Source organism: Rhizobium sp. P1_E1, from assembly GCF_056406015.1.
This window is the reverse complement of sequence record NZ_JBFUAY010000023.1, coordinates 17,922-36,703: the sequence shown is the minus strand read 5'-3', so window position 1 is coordinate 36,703 and position 18,782 is coordinate 17,922. Positions and strand designations below refer to the sequence as shown.

The following is an 18,782-nucleotide window of genomic DNA, read 5'->3' as shown; positions in this document are numbered from 1 at the left end:
ACCGCGACGCTTCTGATCGCGATTCACACAGTGCGCCGCGCAGGAAGAGTCTGAAATGAAGAAGTTTTTCGCGTCAAAAGTCCGGTGGCGCTGCATCCCTGCAGCAAGCGCAGGGATGCAGCGAAAGGCTCAATGGGCGGCATAGCCTCAGGCGGTCAGGGCCGCCTTGTGCTCCACGAAGAAATCCTTCAGCGGCTGCGGCTGTTTGCCGGTCAGCTTGGTGAAGTCTTCGGTGACGATGTCGAACTTGCCGGCACGGGTGTTGGCGTCGGCAGAAACCAGCATGTCGGCGACGAAACCGGGAAGGCCGGCGCCGCGCATGCCCTGGCCGAGTTGTTCATCATTGACGTCGATCACCTCTAGCGGCTTGCCGGCGACCTCGGAAACGATGGCGGCGATCTGCCGGTTGTTCAGCGATTGCGCGCCGGTCAGCGTATAGGTGGCGCTCTCCGAGGTGCCAGAGGCAAGGGCTGCGGCAATCGCCAGGGCGCAGTCGTCACGCGAGATGGTCGAGACCTTGCCGTCGCCCGTGGCGCTATACCATTTGCCACCCTGCAGGTTGTGCGGCATGCCGTGCAGGTAATTGTCGTGATACCAGGCGTCGCGGATGATCGTATGGGCGATGCCGCTTGCCTTGATGGCGTTTTCACTGCCGAGATGATCGGGCGCGAAGGTGACAAGCGAATCCTCGGGCGCGGGCATAGAGGTATAGGCGATGTGCTTGACGCCAGCCTTGACGGCCGCTGCAACGGCGCCCTTGTGCTGGGCGAGGCGCTTGCCGGGAGTGTCCAGCGCATCGGTGCTGATGATCAGCAGCCGGTCGACGCCGGCGAAAGCCTTCTCCAGGCCTGCCGCGTCATCGAAATCGGCCTTGCGGGTGACGACGCCCTTCTTTTCGAGTTCGGAGAGCTTTTCCGGGCTGCGCGTCGCCGCGACAATGTTGCCGGGAGCGACCTTGTAGGTCTCGATGAGGTGATGGATGACACGTTGGCCGAGCTGCCCGGCAGCGCCGGTGACCAGGATGATTTCGCTCATACGTCGTTTCCTTCTGTGTTGTGCTGGCTGTGTTGTGCCAGTGGTCTCAAAAAGAGAGTAACACTAGAATAGGAATTGACCTGGCTGTGTAAAGGAGGCAGTTTTTAGGCTCTACGTTACCAAAAGCGCGAGATCGATCTCGCGGGCCTCGATTTCGGCAATTGCCCGGTCAGGGACATGATGCAGCAGATCGGTGGCAAATGGTCGACGCTGCTACTCGAGGTGTTGGCGGATCGGCCTTATCGCTTTGGCGAGCTGCGGCGGATGATCCCCGATATATCGCAGCGCATGCTGACGCAGACGCTGCGCGACCTGCAGAGGGATGGTTATATCGACCGCGAGGTCTTCCCGACCAAGCCGCCGAGCGTCGAATATTCGATGACCGAACTTGGACGCTCCCTCTACCAGCCGCTGTCGCAGCTTCTGAACTGGGCGGAAGCGAACCATGATGCCGTTCGCGCCGCCCGTTCTCAATTTGATTCCGCCGACAAATAGACCGCTTTCCTCTACTTGCCGCGTCCTTCCGTCAGGAACAGCAGGAAGGCCAACGCCGGGAAGCAGAAGCCGATCCAGGCCGTCATCGTCCAGCCTCCGGTCGCATAGGCCCAGCCGCCGAGCGCCGAGCCGAGCGCGCCGCCGGCAAAAAAGGTTGCCATGAAGAGGCCGTTGAGCCGGCTGCGGTGTTCCGGGTTCAGCGCATAGATGGCGCGCTGGCCACAGACGAGATTGGTCGTCACGCCGAAATCGAGAAGGATTGCCGCTGCCGTCAAGAGCAGCAAAGCACCAAGCGAGCCATCGCTGGCGAAATGGCCGATCAGGAAGGCAGCCATGCCGAGCAGCATGGCAAGCGTCGAGGCGATCTTCGTCATGCCGCGGTCGGCAAGCCGGCCGGCGATCGGCGAAGCGACGGCGCCGGCCGCACCTGCAAGCGCGAAGAGGGCGATGCCGTTCTGCGTCAGGCCGAAGGCCGGGCTTGCGAGCAGCAGCGGCGTCGTCGTCCAGAACAGGCTGAAGGCGCCGAACATACCGGCCTGATAGAGCGCCCGGCGCTGCAGGACGCGCGAGGTGAGCGCCAAATGGCCCATGGAGGCGAGCAGTTCGCCATAGCGCAGCTTCGTTTTCGGCACGCGAACCGGCAGGTTGATGCGCAAGACGACGGCGAGCACGAGCATGAGCGCTGCGGTGACGTAATAGACCACGTGCCAGGAGGAGGCCTCGGCGACGAAGCTTGCGAAGGGGCGGGCGAGCATGATGCCGCAGAGCAGGCCGCTCATGACGTTGCYGACGACCTGGCCGCGCGTTGCATCCGGCGCCATATTGGCGGCGAAGGGAACCAGGACCTGAACTGCGACAGATGAAAGACCGATAGAGAGCGAGGCGATGAGGAAGGTCGTGGGCGTCGACGACAGCGCCGCGCCGATGAGCGCGACTGCGGAGACGGCGATCAGCATCAACACCAGACGGCGGTTTTCGGTGAGGTCGCCGAGCGGCACGATCAGCAGCAGGCCGAGGCCGTAGCCGATCTGTGTCAGCGTGACGATCAGACCGGTGGCGGCAGGCGTGAAGCCGAGATCGGCACTGATCGGGCCGGCCAGCGGCTGGCCGTAATAGAGATTGGCGGCCACCAGCCCGCAGGCGGCGGCGAAAAGGAAGGTTAGCCAGGGGGATAGCGCCCTGGGAATGGCCTCATCCGGCGTGGTGGCTGAAATGCTCATCAGAAACTCCGGTATTCAAAGATTGAAAGGATTGAATGCAAAAATGCTGGCTGCGGCCACCCGATCCTTGACCGAATGCCGGTATTTCTCTCGTCCACGGTGTGGACTGTTCAGGTCACGAGCTTCATCGCGGCCTCGGCCGCAGACATCATCTCTTCTCTGCTGCGTCCTGTTTTGCCGATGACGCGCAGGCCCTTGGTAAAGCAGAGGAAGGCGAGGGCGGCGGCATCCGGGTCTACTGTCTTCGGAATGGTGCCGTCTGCCTGGCCGGTGCGGATGAGATCGGCCATCAGCTTTTCGTCCGCGGCAAAGGCCGTCACGACGTGGGCAGCGGCTTCTTCGTCAAGCAGGGCGAAGTCGTTGGCGCCGCCAACGACGAGACAGCCTTTGCGGCCGGCTTCGCCATAGGAGAGCTCGGTATAATACATCACCATCTGGAAGACCTTCTCGCGACCGGTCTTCGCAGACGCGATCATCGCTTCCAGCCGCCGTCGGCCGAGCTTTCGATAATGGGCGAAAGCAGCGAGAAAGATGCCGCGCTTATCTTTGAATGCTTTGTAGATGCTCCCCGAAGCAAGGCCCATTGCTTCGGTCAATTCGCTGATGGAGGCGGCATGGTAGCCGCGTTCGGAAAAGACGCGCAGCGCTGCATCGAGTGCTGCGTCCATATCGAACTCACGCGGACGGCCACGGCTGCGGGTCTTTGCTTCTGGTGTGAGAGTGGCAACGGTCATGGCGCCTAATTAGGGAATGAACGTTTCCAAATCAAGTGAAATTTCTGCGACGCAGCAAATTCAGAGATCGAGCACCCAGTTCTGGCCGTTCGCCTCGGGGCCGAACATCTTATGTCTCTCCTCGGAGACAAGACGAAAGCCCGCCTTGACGTAGATGGCGCGGGCGGTCTCCAGCATGTCGTTGGTCCAGAGCGAGAGTTCGCGGTAGCCCTTCTGCCTGGAGAAGTGGATGCATTCGTCGACCAGCAGTTTGCCGAGCCCGAGACCTCGGGCTGATTTGTCGACATAGAGCAGGCGAAGCTTGGCGATGCCGTCGCCGCCATTGGTGACGAGGACCGAACCGACATTGATGCCGCCGCGTTCGGCGATCCAGCAATATTCATTGGCCGGATCGAAATTGACGAGGAATTTTCCGGCGACCTCGGCGACCAGCGCCTCGAAGCGCAGATCCCAGCCATACTCTTCTGCGTAGAATCGGCCCTGGCTCTGAACGATCCAGCCGATATCGCCGGCGCGGTGGGCGCGGATGATGGCCGGGGCGGGCTTCGCCGCCGGGTCGAGCAGCGCGCGGATCGTGTGCATGGCGGAGACGGCGGCCTCCGGTTCGCCAGTCGCCAAGCGATCGAAACGAGCGGCGATCTGCGCATTGGAGCGTCGGCCGAGTTCCTCGAACGTTTCTCGTCCCTGATCGGTGATAATGATGACCTGGCTGCGAAGATCTGCCGGGTCGGGGCTGGTTTCGATCAGCCCTTCGGCGCGAAAACGCTTTAGGATGCGGCTGAGATAGGCCGGGTCGAGCTGCAGGTCGCGGGCGAGCGCTACAGCACTGATGCCCCCATGCGAGCCGATCTCGAAGAGGATGCGGGCATCGGTTAGCGTGAAGGGCGTGTCGAGATAGGCCTTGTTCAAGAGGCCGAGGAAGTTCGTATAGAAGCGGTTGAAATCGCGGGCGGTTTCGATGAGCGATAGGTTAGACATGATGATCTCCAAATGGAGATCTTGTCAGACCGCTGATAAAGTCGGCCAACTACTCTCGTCATGCTCGGGCTTGTCCCGAGCATCTGCATCGGGTGCAGCAGATCCTCGGCATGAGGCCGAGTCAAGAACGAGGTTTGTCAACAAGCTGACAAGAATCTCCAGATGGAGATCTTTTCCTGCATTTAATGGACTGAGTCAACTAATTCGCTGATGTCAGGCCGCTTCTTCTTCCGCGGTCTCGTCTGCACCGAGCGCGAAATCGACCGCCGCCCGCGCATGGATCGCTGTGGTGTCGAAGCCCGGCAGCGGCAAATGGTCGGGATCGAGGATCAGGCAGATCTCGGTGCAGCCGAGGATGATGCTGTCGGCGCCGTTGTCGATGGCGTGTGCAATCACCGCCATGAGTTTGTCGCGAGAGCTATCGAGCACCTTGCCGGCGCAGAGTTCGTTGAAGATGATGTCGTGCACGGTCGTGCGGTCGCCAGCATCTGGCACCATAATATCAATACCAAGGCTCTTCATGCGGTCGCTGTAGAAGCCGTGCTCCATCGTGTAGCGAGTGGCGAGCAGCAGCGGGCGCTTCCGGYCGGCCGCATGCAGCGATTTCGCCGTCTCGTCGATGATATGAATCAGTGGCACAGAGATCTTCTCCGCGACCTTGTCGGCAATCAGATGCATGGTGTTGGTGCAGATGAGGATGCAGCCGGCGCCGGCGATCTGCAGGCGCAGAGCCACGTCGGCGAGGCGACGGGCAGCCATATCCCAGTCGCCGGCCTTCTGAAGGGCGACGATCTCCTCGAAGTTGACCGAATGCAGGATGAGTTCGGCCGAGGCGAGGCCACCCCTGCGGTCACGCACCATCTCGTTGACGATACGGTAATAGACCGCCGAACTTTCGAAACTCATGCCGCCGATCAGGCCGATCGTTTCCATTTCTTCATGCTCTCCATGCTTCTGAACTTCGGAAATGATGCCGCAATCCCGGCGCGGCGTGTTTGCGTTGTTTGTCTCTCGTTTCAGATTGGTGATGGGATTTTGCGTCATTTTATGAAATCATGCAAAAAAGAGGCGAGAGGTTTATGTTCGACACATGCTTGATGATCGCGACAGACGCATTCTGGACATGCTGCAGAAGGATGCGGGCATATCCGTGACCGATCTTGCCGAGCGCGTGGCGCTTTCGGTGTCGGCGTGTTCGCGGCGCATCCAGCGGCTGGAGGAGAGCGGCCATATTGCCCGGCGCATCGTCGTGCTCGATCGGGACAAGATGGGTGTGCCGACAACGGTCTTCGCTCTGGTCAAGACGGCGCATCATTCCGACGAATGGACGGAGACCTTCCGCAGGATCATCAGTGACATTCCCGAGATCGTCGAAGCGCACCGGCTGACCGGCAACCACGATTACATCCTGAAGATCGTGCTGCCGCGCGTCGAGCATTACGATGTGATTTACAAGCAGATCGTGCGCAAGATCGAGCTCTTCGACGTCTCGGCCTCGATCTCGATGGAGCTTCTGAAGGGCGGCACGGCAATCCCTGTGGGGTACGCCGATTGAGTCAGCTCCACCGACCGGGATGCAGGGGAGGTATGCCGAAACGTCAGTTGCAACCTTTGCGGCGAAGGCCACATTGACTTTGAGCGAAATGGCGCAAAGGGGCAGGTCATGAGCGATCATCATGTCGTCGTTGTCGGCGGCGGTTTCGGCGGGCTGCAGCTCGTCAACGGGTTGAAGGGTGCCGGCGTCAGGATCACGCTGGTCGACCGGCGTAATCACCATCTCTTCCAGCCGCTGCTCTATCAGGTGGCGACCACCATTCTCTCCACCTCAGAGATCGCCTGGCCGATCCGCCGCCTCTATGCAGACCGGCCTGACGTGACGGTGCTGCTCGGCGAGGTCACGGGCGTCGACAGTGGCGCGAAGACTGTTTCCTTACGCAACGGCATGACTCTTGGTTACGATACGCTGGTGCTGGCCACCGGAGCGACGCATGCCTATTTCGGCCATGACGAATGGGAGCCGGTGGCGCCCGGCCTGAAGACGCTGGAGGATGCGACGACGATCCGCCGGCGCGTGCTGCTTGCCTTCGAGAAAGCGGAGATGGAGTCCGATCCGGCCGTGCGCGATGCGCTTTTGACCTTCACCATCGTCGGGGCCGGGCCGACCGGTGTCGAGCTGGCCGGCATTATTGCCGAGCTTGCGCATTTCACGCTGCCCAAGGAATTCCGCAACATCGATACGCGCAAGACCCGCGTCGTGCTGGTCGAGGCTGGGCCGCGGGTGCTGCCGACCTTCGCCGAAGAGCTTTCGGCCTATGCGCAGAAGGCGCTGGAGAAACTCGGGGTCGAGATCCATCTCGGCAAGCCGGTGACCGAATGCAACGCCGACGGCGTGAAGATCGGCGAGACCTTCGTTGCCAGCCGGACGATCGTCTGGGCAGCCGGGGTCACCGCCTCGCCGGCGGCGCGGTGGCTTGATGTTGCAGCCGACCGGGCAGGGCGGGTCGTGGTCGAGAAGGATCTGAGCGCGCCTGGTCTGCCCGACGTCTTCGTCGTCGGCGATACCGCGTCGGTCATGCGCGAGGACGGCAAGCCGGTGCCCGGCATTGCGCCCGCCGCCAAGCAGCAGGGCGGTTACGTCGCCAAGGTCATCCGCGCCCGCATATCCGGCAAACCGGCGCCGGCGCCTTTCAAATATTGGCACCAGGGGAGCCTGGCGACAATCGGCAAGAGTGCGGCGATCATCGATTTCGGCCGGATCAAGCTCAAGGGCTGGATCGCCTGGTGGATCTGGGGCATCGCCCACATCTACTTCCTCATCGGCACCCGCTCGCGCTTCTCCGTCGCCTGGAGCTGGCTGTGGATCTATCTCAGCGGCCAGCACAGCGCCCGGCTGATCACCCAGCGGGAGACGATGCGGGAGGAGGGGTAGACGGGAGATTTTTATTCGCCGTGCAAATACGGTGTTGGATTCCTGTGACATATCTTGGGCAAGCCTTAAGGGCGCGGGCATGACAAAGCAAAGGGGTATTCCACGGCCCCCGACACAGGAAACCACTCCCGGCGCGCCCGCACCGTAAATGCAATACACCCAACCTTGACATATCTCCGCACACACCCTTAACATTTCACCCGCGTCTCCCAACCACCGGGAGTTACGCATCCAGCCGTAGCAACGGGTAGAGGTTTCAATGCGCCGATTCACTTCTCACGAAAATCACATCCGAATTTCCGAGAAGTTGGTGGTTTATGCGCACTTTGAATCTGGGCATCCTCGCCCATGTGGATGCAGGCAAGACTAGCCTTACCGAAAGACTGCTTTTTAACGCCGGGGTGATCGACAAGCTCGGCAGCGTCGATACCGGCAATACACAGACGGACACTCTCGAACTCGAGCGGCAACGCGGCATCACGATCAGGGCCGCGGTGGTGTCTTTTGTGATCGGCGAGAGGGTCGTCAATCTGATCGACACACCTGGGCATCCCGATTTCATCGCCGAGATCGAGCGAGTGCTGGGATTGCTGGATGCTGCGGTCGTCGTCGTTTCGGCGGTCGAAGGCGTGCAGGCGCAGACGCGCGTGCTGGTCCGGGCGCTGCGGCGGCTCGGCGTTCCCTTCATCTTCTTCGTCAACAAGGTCGATCGTCCCGGCGCGCGCTATCGGGATGTGATGGAGGTTCTTGCCGCGCAGCTGGCGGTCCGCCCCATCGCTATGTCCTCGGTGATCGACGCCGGAGCCAAGCTTGCCCGTGTGGAGGCGCTCGCTCCGGGAGACGAGCCGCTGTTTTCGGCGCTCTGCGAGACGCTCGGGGAAAATGACGAGGCGCTGCTCGATGACTATGTCGTCGCTCCCGATCGGCTGACGGAGGCAAGGCTCTGGCGCTGCCTGGCTGACCAAGTGGCGAGAGGCCTCGTGCATCCCGTCTTCGCGGGCGCTGCGATGACCGGCGCCGGCATCCCCGCTTTGGCATCGGCCATTGCGACGATCCTGCCCGAGCGGCGCCCCGATCCGGATGGTCCGGTGGCGGGCAAGATCTTCAAGATCGAACGCGGCTGGGGCGGGGAAAAGCTCTCCTACATCTACCTGAACTCCGGCACGGTGCGGCTCCGGCAATCTCTGGGCCTGCCCAAGGGCCCGGAACGGGTTACCGCGATCCATGTGTTCGAGGCCGGCCGGGTTCATGGCGCCGAGAGCCTCCGCGCCGGGCAGATCGCGCGCGTCAGCGGCCTTGCCGGCGCCCGCATCGGTGATGCTGTGGGCGGAAATCCTTTGGGCGAGTGGGCTCACTTCGCGCCGCCCGCGCTCGAAACCCGCGTTCTTGCCCGTCGGCCTTCCGACAAGGCGGCGCTCTGGCTGGCGCTTAACCAGATGGCCGAACAGGATCCCCTGATCAATCTGCGCCGGAACGAGGAGGCGGACGAAGTCTACGTGTCGCTTTACGGCGAGGTGCAGAAGGAGGTTATCCAATCGACCCTGCTGACGGATTTCGGCCTCGAGGCAAGGTTCGAGGAGAGCACGGTCATCCTGGTCGAGAGGCCATTGGGGACCGGGAGCGGCCTGCAGATCCTCTTCAAGGAGCCCAATCCGTTTCTCGCGACCGTCGGCCTGCGCGTCGAGCCGCGCGCCCCTGGAGCAGGCAACAGCTTCGCGCTCGAAGTAGATGTCGGCCAGATGCCGGTCGCCTTTTACCGGGCGGTCGAGGAAACCGTGTTCGAGACGCTGAAGCAGGGGATTTTCGGCTGGCAGGTCGCCGATTGCCACGTGGCGATGACGGCAGCCCGCCACAGCTCGCCCGCAAGCACCGCCGCCGATTTYCGGCAGCTGACGCCGTGGGTGCTGGCAACGGCGTTATCGGCCGCACAGACCGTCCTCTGCGAGCCGGTCGACCGCTTTCATCTCGTCGCGCCCATGGAGAACTTGAGCGGCGTGCTCACCCTGCTTGCAAAATCGGCGGCGGCGACGACGGATTCGGTGATCGCCGATGGCGTCGCACGGCTCGAGGGCACCATGGCGTCTCAGATGGTCCAAAGCGTCCGGCAGCAATTGCCGGGCCTGACCAGCGGGGCGGGGACCATGGAAACCTCTTTCGATCACTACGCCCCGATCGCCGGCCCGCCGCGCCTGCGGCGGCGTTCGGGGCCAGATCCGTTCAACGGCACCGAATATCTGCTGCGCCTAAGGGTTGTTCCCATTTAAGTACAGTAGTCTGGCGACGCATAGAGAACGTAGATGTAGACCTATTCCCTCGCCAAAGGTCTCTACATCGAATAACCATAGCTCGCTGGCCGGGAAGAGAGCGTGAGATCTTTGCATGACAAGCGACGTATCTGCTGACGGAAAGCATCGTTTCTGGATGCTCGACTTATTGCGTGGAGCGTCCGCAATACTCGTGCTTATCTATCACTCCAGCAGTGCGTTTCCCGTCGCTTATGCTGCCGTCGATCTTTTCTTCATGTTAAGCGGCTTCGTTTTGGCGGAAAGATACGGCGAGAGCCTGTTGCAGGCGGACGGCTGCCGAAACTTCATTAGCCACCGTATTGCGCGATTGTACCCCGTCTACCTGGTTTGCACATTGCTGGGCGCTGCTTCGGTTTTCCCACTGATTGGTCATCTTGAAAACTGGAGCTTCAGCACTTTTGCCGTTTCCTTCGTTGCCAGCCTGCTCATGCTTCCCGCGCCGTCGGACACTGTTCTCGGCATTCTGCCCTTGAACGGCCCGGCGTGGTCGTTGTTCTTTGAAGTCGTGGCCAACGCAGTCTTTTTATTCACTGCGGCTCGTCTCCGAGTGGCCGTTTCTATTGTCGCGTTATCGGCGCCGGCGTTCGTCGTTGCGCTGTGGTACTTTCGGTACCCGCCGGGCTCTGTTTGGGGTGATATTGTCGGGGGCTTTCCCCGGGTTCTGGCATCTTTCTATGGCGGAGTGCTTCTCAGTTGTCTTTGGCGACGAGGCTTCCGCATCAGGCTTGCAGCCTGGTCTGGCTGGATTTTGGTGGCTGCTCTTGCGGCGCTTTATTCGGGATTCGTCCTCACCGAGAGAAAATACTATCTGCTCCTGACATTTGCCGCTCACCCAATGATCATGTGGTTTGGCTTGTGTCTGGCAAGAAATGCACGGTTTGAACGCATCGCCACCTGGATGGGCGAGATATCCTACCCTCTCTATCTCGTGCACGTACCGCTGCTCATTCTTCTCGCAACGTACGGAGTGGGCGATTGTTTTGCTTTGCGCAATTATCTCGGGCTCGGAAACACCTCCTGGGGCGGCGAATGCCATCGAGACGCAATTCCCCTGGTGGCATTCCTTTTACCCCTGTCATTGTTGATGGCGTACCTCATTGCTATCTCGATACAGACCCCTGGTCGAAAATTGTGGCTTCGTTGGAGGCCTATCTAGCTGTCCAGAATTGACGACCTACACTTCGAGACGACCGGTTGCGGGTAGTCCGGGCCGGATGGACAGGCGGCCCCCGAAGGAGCCGCCCCTCGTTCCTCAAGCCGCCAGCGAGGCGATGTCGATGACGAAGCGGTAGCGGACGTCGCTCTTCAGAACGCGTTCATAGGCTTCGTTGACCTGCTGGATGTTGATCTTCTCGATCTCGGAGACGATGTTGTGCTCGCCGCAGAAGTCGAGCATTTCCTGGGTTTCCTTGATCGAGCCGATCATCGAGCCCGAAATGCTCTTGCGGCCGGGGATGATCGAGAACGCATGCACGGGGATCGGGTTTTCCGGCGCGCCGACCACCACGAAGGAACCATCCACCTTCAGGAGGCCGAGATAGGCATTCCAGTCGATCTCGGCGCTGACGGTGCAGATGATCAGGTCGAAAGTGCCGGCAAGCTTCGTGAAGGTTTCCGGGTCGTTGGTGGCGTAATATTCCTTGGCGCCGAGCTTCAGCCCATCTTCCTTCTTGGAAAGGCTCTGGGAGAGAACGGTGATATCAGCGCCCATGGCGGCGCCGAGCTTGACGCCCATATGGCCGAGGCCGCCCATGCCGACGATCGCGACCTTCTTGCCGGGGCCGGCATTCCAGTGGCGCAGCGGCGAATAGAGCGTGATGCCGGCGCAGAGCAGCGGCGCGGAGGCATCGAGCGGCAGATTGTCCGGAATGGACATGACATAGCCTTCCCTGACGACGATCGAGTCCGAATAGCCGCCCTGGGTGCGTGTCTTGCGGTCGGCTTCGAAGTCATTGTAGGTGCCGGCGAGCCCGGGCATATACTGTTCCCGATCGAGGTCGCGCTCGGCGCAGCCGATGCAGGAATCGACGAAGCAACCGACGCCGACGCGATCGCCGACCTTGAACTTGGTCACATCAGAGCCGACGGCCGAGACGATGCCGGCGATCTCATGGCCCGGCACGATCGGATAGACGGCGTTCTTCCATTCGTTGCGGACAGTGTGGATGTCCGAATGGCAGATGCCGGCAAACTTGATGTCGATAACGACGTCATCGGGGTTCGGATCGCGGCGTTCGAAGGTGAAAGGGGTCAGCGGCTTGGAAGCATCGGTCGCGGCGTAGCCTCTTGCAATAGGCATGGGAACCATCCTTTTCGATTGTGGGTAGGGGTTGAAAGAGATGGTGGACTATTGCCCGGAACGGCGGCTGAGGGTTAGAGCGATCCTCTCAGCTTTTTGCACGATCCTGCAAAAGTGAGGCGCCAGCCTGTTTGCGAAATGGCGAAGGCACTCTAGATAAGAGCGGTATCGCCGGTGTCAGAGAGTTGACAGAAAGAGTTGCCGCATGACCTTGCCCTTCAGCCCCTATCAGGAAATTGTCGATATCGCGATGCGCTTCGCGACCGGTGACGGCGAGTTCGCGACTGATATCGGCAATCTTCACATCAGCCGTCGGTCCAAGCCCAGCGATCCGCTGCACAGCAGCTATCGGCCCTGTTTTGCCTTTGTCCTGCAGGGGGCCAAGAGCCTGCGCCTCGGCGCGGAACTTATCAGCTATGGGACTGGCGACTATCTGCTGACCTCGCTCGATCTGCCGGTCGCCTGGCGCGTCACGGAGGCGAGCCCTGAGGTTCCGCATCTCTGCCTGGGGCTGGCAATCGATTCCGAAAAGCTGCTGGAGTTGCTCAGCCGCATCGATATTCCGCGCCCAGCCGCCGATACCGACGGGCAGCGCGGGATGGCGGTGAACGTCGCTCCGCCGGAGCTCCTGGATGCTGCCGTCCGCCTGTTGCGCTTGCTCGATCGTCCAGGCGACATTCCTGCCATGGCGCCGCTGATCGAACAGGAAATCCTCTACCGGGTGCTGACCGGGCCGGATGGCGCGCGGCTGATCAACATCGCCACTGCAGACAGCCACAGCAACAGGGTTGCGCGCGCCGTCGCATGGCTGAAGGAGAATTTTGCCCGGCCACTGCGCATCGAAGACCTTGCCGACCGCGTCAGCATGAGCGTGTCGTCTTTCCATCATCACTTCAAGTCGGTCACGGCGATGACGCCGGTGCAGTATCAGAAGCAGCTTCGACTGCACGAGGCGCGCCGTCTGATGCTCGTGGAGCGCCTCGATGCGGGCACGGCCGGCCACCGCGTCGGTTACCAAAGCCCGTCGCAGTTCAGCCGCGAATACAGCCGCCTCTACGGCGCCTCGCCGGCCCGCGATGTCGACGGCGCTCGCGACATCATGGCGGCGGAGTAGCGCGGCGCGCGTCTGGAAGCCAAGTATTGTCGAGATTTGTCGTCTGATCGGTCGAAGCAAAGCGACATTCCGCTGGCTGCGGACAGGATAGCTCTGCGACAGGCATCCAATCGTTAAAGGATGTTTGACCTTTCGTCGCTAGTCTGGCGCCACCATCAAGCAGGCGCCGATGTCCGCATGACGCAAATACCATTTCTTTCCATCGTCGCGCCTTGTCATAACGAGGAAGAGGGCCTGCGCGAGTTCTGCCGCCGCGCCGTTGCTGCTGCTCACAGCGTTGCCGGCGACGCCTTCGAGCTCATTCTCGTCGACGACGGCTCGTCCGACCGCACCTGGGAGATCATTTCCAGTCTGGCGGCTGATGTGCCGCAGGTGCTCGGTATACGTCTTCTGCGCAATCACGGCCACCAGTTGGCGTCAACGGCTGGTCTTTCCGCGTCGCGGGGCGAGCGCGTGCTTTTAATCGATGCCGATCTTCAAGATCCGCCTGAGCTGCTTTTGATGATGATGCCGATCATGGAGCGCGGCGCCGACGTCGTTTACGGCCAGCGCACGCGCCGCCAGGGCGAAACCTGGTTCAAACTCGCCTCCGCTTCGCTTTTCTATCGCGCTTTGTCCAAGCTCGCTTCCGTGACCATCCCCCGTGATACCGGTGATTTTCGGCTGATGCGCCGTCGCGTCGTCGATATCCTGCTGGCGATGCCGGAGCGCGATCGCTTTATCCGTGGCATGGTCAGCTGGATCGGCGGCAGGCAGGTGGCGCTTCCCTACGAGCGCGACGCCCGTTTTGCCGGCACGACGAAATATCCGCTGCGCAAGATGATCAATTTCGCGCTGGATGCGATCACCAGCTTTTCGACGACGCCGCTGCGCATCAGCACATGGCTTGGCATGATGAGCGCCGGCGTCGCGATCGCTTTGCTCGTCTACACCTTCGTTCGTTGGCTGCAGGGCGAAACGGTCACCGGCTGGTCGTCGATCATGGCCGCCGTCAGCGCCTTCAGTGCCATCCAGCTGATCTGCATCGGCATCATCGGCGAGTATCTCGGACGGCTGGTACAGGAGAGCAAGAAGCGGCCGATGTTCATGGTCGAGACGATCGTGCGCGGCAGTGAACACGCAGAACTGTCGATCGCTTTCTCGGAGATGAGCGCCAGCGACAGGCGCACGGCGCTGGATGCGGCCTTTGCATCCGGTGAGCCGCGGTCGCAAAGGAGCAGTCGGATCGGATAATGGACCGGATTGCTGCGCCTGCCTTGGCCGCTGCCGGGCCTGAGAAATTGATTGCCAGGCAGGATTCCACCGTTGCGATCGTTGCTTTCGTCGGGCTTGCCGCGGCTTTGGTCCTCCTGTTTCCTTTTCCGCCAGTTCTCGATTACGCCAATCACTACGCCCGTATCTGGCTCCTTTCGGGCGGGATAGGCGAGCAACCGTTTCCCAAGATCTATACGGTCGATTGGAGCCGCACCTTCACCAATGTCGGGATCGATGTTCTGGCCACCTGGCTGGGGCCGCTTGTCGGCGCCGACAGGCTTGCGCGGGCTTTGCTTTTCCTGGCGATCGTGCTGCCGCCACTCGGGGCGATCGGCCTGCACCGCGCGCTTTTCGGTGGCCGGCACCACTGGCAGACCGCGATGCTGTCGCTCGGCTGGTGTGCCACTATGATCGGCGGCTTCATCAACTTCCAGATCGGCCTCGGCATGGCGCTCGGCTTTGCCTGCATCGATCTCCGTCTGCAGGGCGGAAATCCCACGCTGCTTTTTGCCTGGCGGCTCGCCGCCGCGCTGCTGCTGACAGTCATGCACATCTTCGCTCTTGGCTTCTATATGGCGATCGTCTGCGGCCTAGAATTTTCCTGGCGCATCGACATAGTGCGATCGAAGGCGGGTCTGATGAGGCTCGTCGGCCGGTTGGTGCTGGCGCTTGGCGCCTGCGTCCTGCCGCCGCTCGCGCTCTACCTTCACACGGCAGCTCTGCCCAACGCCGGCGGCAACGGCCTTGGGCTTGCATGGAATGACGGCGTTGTCCTGATCGTCATGAATCTGCTCTCCGCCATCACAACCTATGTCCCGGTGGTGGATGTCGTCCTGGTTCTGCCGCTGATCCTCATCTGCACACGCGCCATACGCGCGGGCGATATCCGCATGCATGCGGGGCTTGCCGTCGCCGCCTGTGGCCTGCTGCTGCTCTCCTGTGTTTCACCGCGCCACATGCTGGGCACCGGATGGATCAGTTGGCGCTTTCCGATCATGACGGCGCTGGTCGCCATGGCGATGGTGTGCCCCTTTGCCAATCTCACGCGCCGGCATGCGCTGCTGCTAGCGCTGGTCATCAATCTCGCGGTCTCCTGCCGCACCGGCTGGGTCGGCTGGAACTGGTGGCTGGCACAGGAGGACGTTGGTGCCCTCGAGACCGCGCTCAAAAGGGTGCCGGCCGGTGCCGCCGTGCTGCCTTTGGGACACGAACCCGAGACGGTGAACGGTCTTTCCCATTCCAACCGGCATTTTGCCTGGGGACTGGATACTTTCCGGCACCTGCCGACGCTTGCCGTGCCTTTCTCGCATGCTTTCGTTCCGACGCTCTTCACGGCAAAGGGTAAACAGCCGCTTTCCGTTCTGTCGCCATGGTCTGAGATCGCGATTCCCGAGGGCAATCTGCTGTCGATTGGTGTGCTTTCATGCCCGACAATGATGCAGCAATATCGAGACTTCACGCCCTATCTGTCGGATTGGCGCAGTCGATTCGATTTCGTCCTCGTCGCCAATGCCGATATTCCCGACCGCTATGTCGGCACCTTCATGCCGGCCGGCCTGACGCTCGTCGAAGATGCGGGTTTCGCGAAGCTTTACGCGATCGACAAGGCGGTGCCGGCAGAGCCTTTCGCCATCCCGGCAGGTTGCGCCACGGCGTTATAAGCCGCGGCTCATCAGCCGGGGAATTTCAGCGCCTTGTCGGCACGGCATTTGGCGAGCTTTAGCTGGCGGAAGGAGAGGATTTTCGTGATGCGCTCCGTGCCATCGGTCTCCACACTCATGCAGGCGCAGGCGTAGCCGTAATTGCCGTTGGTTCTCACATACTCATGTTCGGAGATGTCGGAGATCAGCTCCATGCCTTCCACCTCGCCGGCATCGTCGCCCTGGGTCATGATCGTCCAGGTGTTCTCCGCGTCCTCCAGCCACCAGTTGGCGGGCGTCGGATTCTCGATCCAGCCGCAGCGCGTTTCGGCGGCCTGTGCGTTTGCGGCGATCGTGAGAGCTGCGGCGATGACTGCGGCTGTTATCTGGTATTTCATCGGCTTTCCCTCATCACCAGATTTCAGTTGTTGATCGCGATGATCGCCCAATGGCTCGCCTCGCAGGCGGTGTCGTCGCAGACCGCGCCCATCCAGACGGCGCCGCCGGCCATCATGACGCCGTCGCTGTTGACGAAGAGATCCTCGTATTGCTGGCGTCCGACGGCGCGGCGGGTCTCGGGCGTCACGAGATCGTCGAAATTGTCGATGAAATCCTCAGCGTTCTCGACGTCGTAGGTCTCGCCGTTGGCCTTGACCGTCAGCGGGTATTCGGCAAGGCCGGCGATGGTCTCGGCGTCGCCTGAGCGCATCGCCCGAACAAGTTGGCGCAGCGGCCGGTCGAAGCTTGCGGCATCGCCGTGCAGTTCCTCGATGCGGTTATAGACGTCGCTGTCGGACTGCGCGACAGCGCTTGAGCCGCCAAGGAGGATTGCTCCGAGCAGAAGAGCTGCAGACAGGCGTGACATCGAAGCCTCCGGGCAAATGGTATAGCGCGACATTATGCGGTCGCCGAGGATTCGCGCCTATCCAATTCTGGTGTTTCATCGCGGTTTCCCGTATTAAAAAAATCTATCTGGACTTCTTGACGACCTGATCGGTTTATCGCATAAACCTCGCGAACCGTACCGTACGGTACGTATATGGGAGTCATGACCGTGTCTGTCGATACCGCAGAGCCGAGCGAATTTTCGCCGCGCCAGAACGCCGTTCTGGAGCAGGCGCTGCGATTGCTCGTCGATGGCGGCGAGAAGGCGCTGACGACTTCGGGCGTCGCGCGCGCCGCCAATTGCTCGAAGGAAAGCCTCTACAAGTGGTTCGGCGATCGCGACGGTCTGCTATCGGCGATGATTGCCTATCAGGCGAGCAAGGTGCGCACCTTCGAGCGCAATGGAGAGCGGCTGACGGCGGCGAGCCTGCACGACCATGTCGTCATTTTCGCGCGTGACCTGCTCGAGGTGCTCGCCGGCGACGTCTCGCTGGCACTGAACCGGTTGGCGATCGGCCAGTCGAACCGTGACGGCTCGAAGCTCGGCAAGCTGCTGCTCGAGCGCGGCCGTCGCCAGATCGACCGGCGCGCCATGGCGCTGATCGATGCCGGGAAGAGAGCAGGGCTCCTGCGTTTTTCCGATGCCGACGAGGCTTATCACACGCTTTACGGCTTGATCGTTTCCGACCTGCATGTGCGCATGCTGCTCGGTGAGCCAGGCCTCAAGGATACCGCGCGCCAGGCGGAGAGGGCGGTCACTGCCTTCCTCAGGCTTTATGGCACGGACAAGGTTCTGGCGGAGATGCCGGTTCTCGGTTGATTCCGCTTTAATGACAGTCAACAAGACAAGCAAAGGGAAGGAACTTCAAATGCGCGTCTATTACGATCGTGATGCCGATCTCAACCTCATCAAGTCCAAGAACGTCGTCATCGTCGGCTACGGCTCCCAGGGTCGCGCGCACGCGCTGAACCTCAAGGACAGCGGCCATGCAAACGTGGTCATCGCTCTCAAGGCCGGCTCGCCGACCATCAAGAAGGCAGAGGCCGACGGCTTCAAGGTCATGACCGTTGCCGACGCTGCCAAATGGGGTGACCTCCTGATGATGGCTACGCCTGACGAACTTCAGGCCGACATCTACAAGGCCGACATCGCCGGCAACATCCGCGACGGCGCTGCGATCGCTTTTGCACACGGCCTCAACGTTCATTTCGGCCTCATCGAGCCGAAGGCATCGCTCGACGTCGTCATGATCGCGCCGAAGGGTCCGGGCCATACGGTTCGCGGCGAATACCAGAAGGGCGGCGGCGTTCCCTGCCTCGTTGCCGTTCACCAGAACGCGTCCGGCAATGCGCTTGAACTGGCGCTCTCCTACGCCTGCGGCGTCGGCGGCGGTCGCTCGGGCATCATCGAAACCAACTTCCGCGAAGAATGCGAAACCGACCTCTTCGGCGAACAGGTCGTTCTCTGCGGCGGTCTGGTCGAGCTCATCCGCGCCGGTTTCGAAACGCTTGTTGAGGCCGGTTACGCGCCTGAGATGGCCTATTTCGAGTGCCTGCACGAAGTGAAGCTGATCGTCGACCTGATCTATGAAGGCGGTATCGCCAACATGAACTACTCGATCTCGAACACGGCCGAATGGGGCGAATACGTCTCCGGTCCGCGTATCATCACCGCCGAGACCAAGGCCGAGATGAAGCGCGTGCTCAAGGACATCCAGACCGGCAAGTTCACTTCCGATTGGATGCAGGAATACCGTGCCGGCGGCTCGCGCTTCAAGGGCATCCGCCGCATGAACGACAGCCACCAGATCGAGGAAGTCGGCGCCAAGCTGCGCGGCATGATGCCCTGGATCGGCAAGAACAAGTTGGTCGACAAGTCCGTCAACTAAGCGG

General features: G+C 61.3%; 18 protein-coding genes. 10 read left to right on the top strand and 8 right to left on the bottom strand.

The genetic code is table 11. The features are described 5' to 3' along the window. Positions 1 to 147: 147 nt before the first annotated feature. Positions 148 to 1,035: an SDR family oxidoreductase gene (locus AC1D1Z_RS11420; RefSeq protein ID WP_018242782.1), complete on the bottom strand. Its 888-nt coding sequence runs from the start codon at positions 1,033 to 1,035 to the stop codon at positions 148 to 150. A 132-nt stretch (positions 1,036 to 1,167) separates the two neighbouring features. On the opposite strand from AC1D1Z_RS11420, the gene AC1D1Z_RS11415 reads away from it, so the two are divergent. Further along, complete coding sequence (locus AC1D1Z_RS11415; protein ID WP_477850578.1) at positions 1,168 to 1,530, top strand: winged helix-turn-helix transcriptional regulator; 363 nt, start codon at positions 1,168 to 1,170, stop codon at positions 1,528 to 1,530. Between the two features lie 11 nt (positions 1,531 to 1,541). Here the strand turns inward: AC1D1Z_RS11415 and AC1D1Z_RS11410 are convergent, their stop codons facing one another. From AC1D1Z_RS11410 to AC1D1Z_RS11395, 4 genes are all read right to left on the bottom strand, one after another. Continuing rightward, the gene (locus AC1D1Z_RS11410) at positions 1,542 to 2,750 is read right to left on the bottom strand and encodes an MFS transporter (protein WP_477850547.1); all 1,209 of its coding nucleotides are present in this window, start codon (positions 2,748 to 2,750) and stop codon (positions 1,542 to 1,544) included. Between the two features lie 110 nt (positions 2,751 to 2,860). Further along, positions 2,861 to 3,484, bottom strand: coding sequence for a TetR/AcrR family transcriptional regulator (locus AC1D1Z_RS11405; RefSeq protein WP_028732791.1), 624 nt, complete (start codon positions 3,482 to 3,484; stop codon positions 2,861 to 2,863). Positions 3,485 to 3,544: 60 nt separating this feature from the next. Further along, on the bottom strand, positions 3,545 to 4,462 hold the full coding sequence (locus tag AC1D1Z_RS11400) for a bifunctional helix-turn-helix transcriptional regulator/GNAT family N-acetyltransferase (RefSeq protein ID WP_112904056.1): 918 nt from the start codon (positions 4,460 to 4,462) through the stop codon (positions 3,545 to 3,547). Between the two features lie 213 nt (positions 4,463 to 4,675). Then, on the bottom strand, positions 4,676 to 5,395 hold the full coding sequence (locus AC1D1Z_RS11395) for an aspartate/glutamate racemase family protein (protein WP_477850576.1): 720 nt from the start codon (positions 5,393 to 5,395) through the stop codon (positions 4,676 to 4,678). A gap of 157 nt (positions 5,396 to 5,552) precedes the next feature. On the opposite strand from AC1D1Z_RS11395, the gene AC1D1Z_RS11390 reads away from it, so the two are divergent. The 4 genes from AC1D1Z_RS11390 (at position 5,553) to AC1D1Z_RS11375 (ending at position 10,853) form a co-directional block, all read left to right on the top strand. Beyond that, a complete protein-coding gene (locus AC1D1Z_RS11390; RefSeq protein ID WP_018446488.1) occupies positions 5,553 to 6,017 on the top strand; it encodes an Lrp/AsnC family transcriptional regulator in 465 nt (154 codons plus the stop codon). 108 nt (positions 6,018 to 6,125) lie between these two features. Continuing rightward, the gene (locus AC1D1Z_RS11385) at positions 6,126 to 7,391 is read left to right on the top strand and encodes an NAD(P)/FAD-dependent oxidoreductase (RefSeq protein ID WP_018242775.1); all 1,266 of its coding nucleotides are present in this window, start codon (positions 6,126 to 6,128) and stop codon (positions 7,389 to 7,391) included. 317 nt (positions 7,392 to 7,708) lie between these two features. Then, the gene (locus AC1D1Z_RS11380; RefSeq protein ID WP_130652735.1) at positions 7,709 to 9,655 is read left to right on the top strand and encodes an elongation factor G; all 1,947 of its coding nucleotides are present in this window, start codon (positions 7,709 to 7,711) and stop codon (positions 9,653 to 9,655) included. Between the two features lie 115 nt (positions 9,656 to 9,770). Further along, entirely contained in the window at positions 9,771 to 10,853 is a 1,083-nt protein-coding gene (locus AC1D1Z_RS11375) for an acyltransferase family protein (protein WP_130748007.1), read from the top strand. A gap of 96 nt (positions 10,854 to 10,949) precedes the next feature. Here the strand turns inward: AC1D1Z_RS11375 and AC1D1Z_RS11370 are convergent, their stop codons facing one another. Continuing rightward, the gene (locus tag AC1D1Z_RS11370; RefSeq protein ID WP_018242772.1) at positions 10,950 to 11,996 is read right to left on the bottom strand and encodes an NAD(P)-dependent alcohol dehydrogenase; all 1,047 of its coding nucleotides are present in this window, start codon (positions 11,994 to 11,996) and stop codon (positions 10,950 to 10,952) included. 205 nt (positions 11,997 to 12,201) lie between these two features. Here AC1D1Z_RS11370 and AC1D1Z_RS11365 point away from each other — a divergent pair, with 205 nt between their 5' ends. From AC1D1Z_RS11365 to AC1D1Z_RS11355, 3 genes are all read left to right on the top strand, one after another. Next, positions 12,202 to 13,110: an AraC family transcriptional regulator gene (locus AC1D1Z_RS11365; RefSeq protein ID WP_130652733.1), complete on the top strand. Its 909-nt coding sequence runs from the start codon at positions 12,202 to 12,204 to the stop codon at positions 13,108 to 13,110. A 177-nt stretch (positions 13,111 to 13,287) separates the two neighbouring features. After that, positions 13,288 to 14,343 carry a glycosyltransferase family 2 protein gene (locus AC1D1Z_RS11360; RefSeq protein WP_130652732.1) on the top strand — a complete coding sequence of 352 codons (1,056 nt, stop codon included), beginning with the start codon at positions 13,288 to 13,290 and terminating at the stop codon, positions 14,341 to 14,343. Beyond that, positions 14,343 to 16,025 (top strand): hypothetical protein, encoded by a 1,683-nt coding sequence (locus AC1D1Z_RS11355; RefSeq protein WP_130652731.1) that lies wholly within the window; start codon positions 14,343 to 14,345, stop codon positions 16,023 to 16,025. Before AC1D1Z_RS11360 ends, AC1D1Z_RS11355 begins: the two co-directional genes overlap by 1 nt. 11 nt (positions 16,026 to 16,036) lie before the next feature. On the opposite strand, the gene AC1D1Z_RS11350 is transcribed toward AC1D1Z_RS11355, so the two are convergent. Beyond that, positions 16,037 to 16,402 carry a DUF4087 domain-containing protein gene (locus AC1D1Z_RS11350; protein ID WP_130652730.1) on the bottom strand — a complete coding sequence of 122 codons (366 nt, stop codon included), beginning with the start codon at positions 16,400 to 16,402 and terminating at the stop codon, positions 16,037 to 16,039. A gap of 23 nt (positions 16,403 to 16,425) precedes the next feature. Continuing rightward, positions 16,426 to 16,902, bottom strand: coding sequence for a hypothetical protein (locus tag AC1D1Z_RS11345; RefSeq protein WP_183619154.1), 477 nt, complete (start codon positions 16,900 to 16,902; stop codon positions 16,426 to 16,428). A gap of 141 nt (positions 16,903 to 17,043) precedes the next feature. On the opposite strand from AC1D1Z_RS11345, the gene AC1D1Z_RS11340 reads away from it, so the two are divergent. Together AC1D1Z_RS11340 and ilvC are read left to right on the top strand one after the other, a co-directional pair. Continuing rightward, on the top strand, positions 17,044 to 17,709 hold the full coding sequence (locus AC1D1Z_RS11340) for a TetR/AcrR family transcriptional regulator (RefSeq protein WP_183619152.1): 666 nt from the start codon (positions 17,044 to 17,046) through the stop codon (positions 17,707 to 17,709). Between the two features lie 49 nt (positions 17,710 to 17,758). Further along, positions 17,759 to 18,778, top strand: a complete 1,020-nt coding sequence (ilvC, locus tag AC1D1Z_RS11335; protein ID WP_026188461.1) for a ketol-acid reductoisomerase — start codon at positions 17,759 to 17,761, stop codon at positions 18,776 to 18,778. Positions 18,779 to 18,782: the final 4 nt, after the last annotated feature.

Excerpts from the sequence above, each read along its gene's own strand:
- AC1D1Z_RS11420 (WP_018242782.1), bottom strand. The coding sequence starts at position 1,035 with ATGAGCGAAATCATCCTGGTCACCGGCGCTGCCGGGCAGCTCGGCCAA.
- AC1D1Z_RS11405 (WP_028732791.1), bottom strand. The coding sequence starts at position 3,484 with ATGACCGTTGCCACTCTCACACCAGAAGCAAAGACCCGCAGCCGTGGC.
- AC1D1Z_RS11400 (WP_112904056.1), bottom strand. The coding sequence starts at position 4,462 with ATGTCTAACCTATCGCTCATCGAAACCGCCCGCGATTTCAACCGCTTC.
- AC1D1Z_RS11390 (WP_018446488.1), top strand. The coding sequence starts at position 5,553 with ATGCTTGATGATCGCGACAGACGCATTCTGGACATGCTGCAGAAGGAT.
- AC1D1Z_RS11385 (WP_018242775.1), top strand. The coding sequence starts at position 6,126 with ATGAGCGATCATCATGTCGTCGTTGTCGGCGGCGGTTTCGGCGGGCTG.
- AC1D1Z_RS11375 (WP_130748007.1), top strand. The coding sequence starts at position 9,771 with ATGACAAGCGACGTATCTGCTGACGGAAAGCATCGTTTCTGGATGCTC.
- AC1D1Z_RS11370 (WP_018242772.1), bottom strand. The coding sequence starts at position 11,996 with ATGCCTATTGCAAGAGGCTACGCCGCGACCGATGCTTCCAAGCCGCTG.
- AC1D1Z_RS11365 (WP_130652733.1), top strand. The coding sequence starts at position 12,202 with ATGACCTTGCCCTTCAGCCCCTATCAGGAAATTGTCGATATCGCGATG.
- AC1D1Z_RS11360 (WP_130652732.1), top strand. The coding sequence starts at position 13,288 with ATGACGCAAATACCATTTCTTTCCATCGTCGCGCCTTGTCATAACGAG.
- AC1D1Z_RS11355 (WP_130652731.1), top strand. The coding sequence starts at position 14,343 with ATGGACCGGATTGCTGCGCCTGCCTTGGCCGCTGCCGGGCCTGAGAAA.
- AC1D1Z_RS11350 (WP_130652730.1), bottom strand. The coding sequence starts at position 16,402 with ATGAAATACCAGATAACAGCCGCAGTCATCGCCGCAGCTCTCACGATC.
- AC1D1Z_RS11345 (WP_183619154.1), bottom strand. The coding sequence starts at position 16,902 with ATGTCGCGCTATACCATTTGCCCGGAGGCTTCGATGTCACGCCTGTCT.
- AC1D1Z_RS11340 (WP_183619152.1), top strand. The coding sequence starts at position 17,044 with ATGGGAGTCATGACCGTGTCTGTCGATACCGCAGAGCCGAGCGAATTT.
- ilvC (WP_026188461.1), top strand. The coding sequence starts at position 17,759 with ATGCGCGTCTATTACGATCGTGATGCCGATCTCAACCTCATCAAGTCC.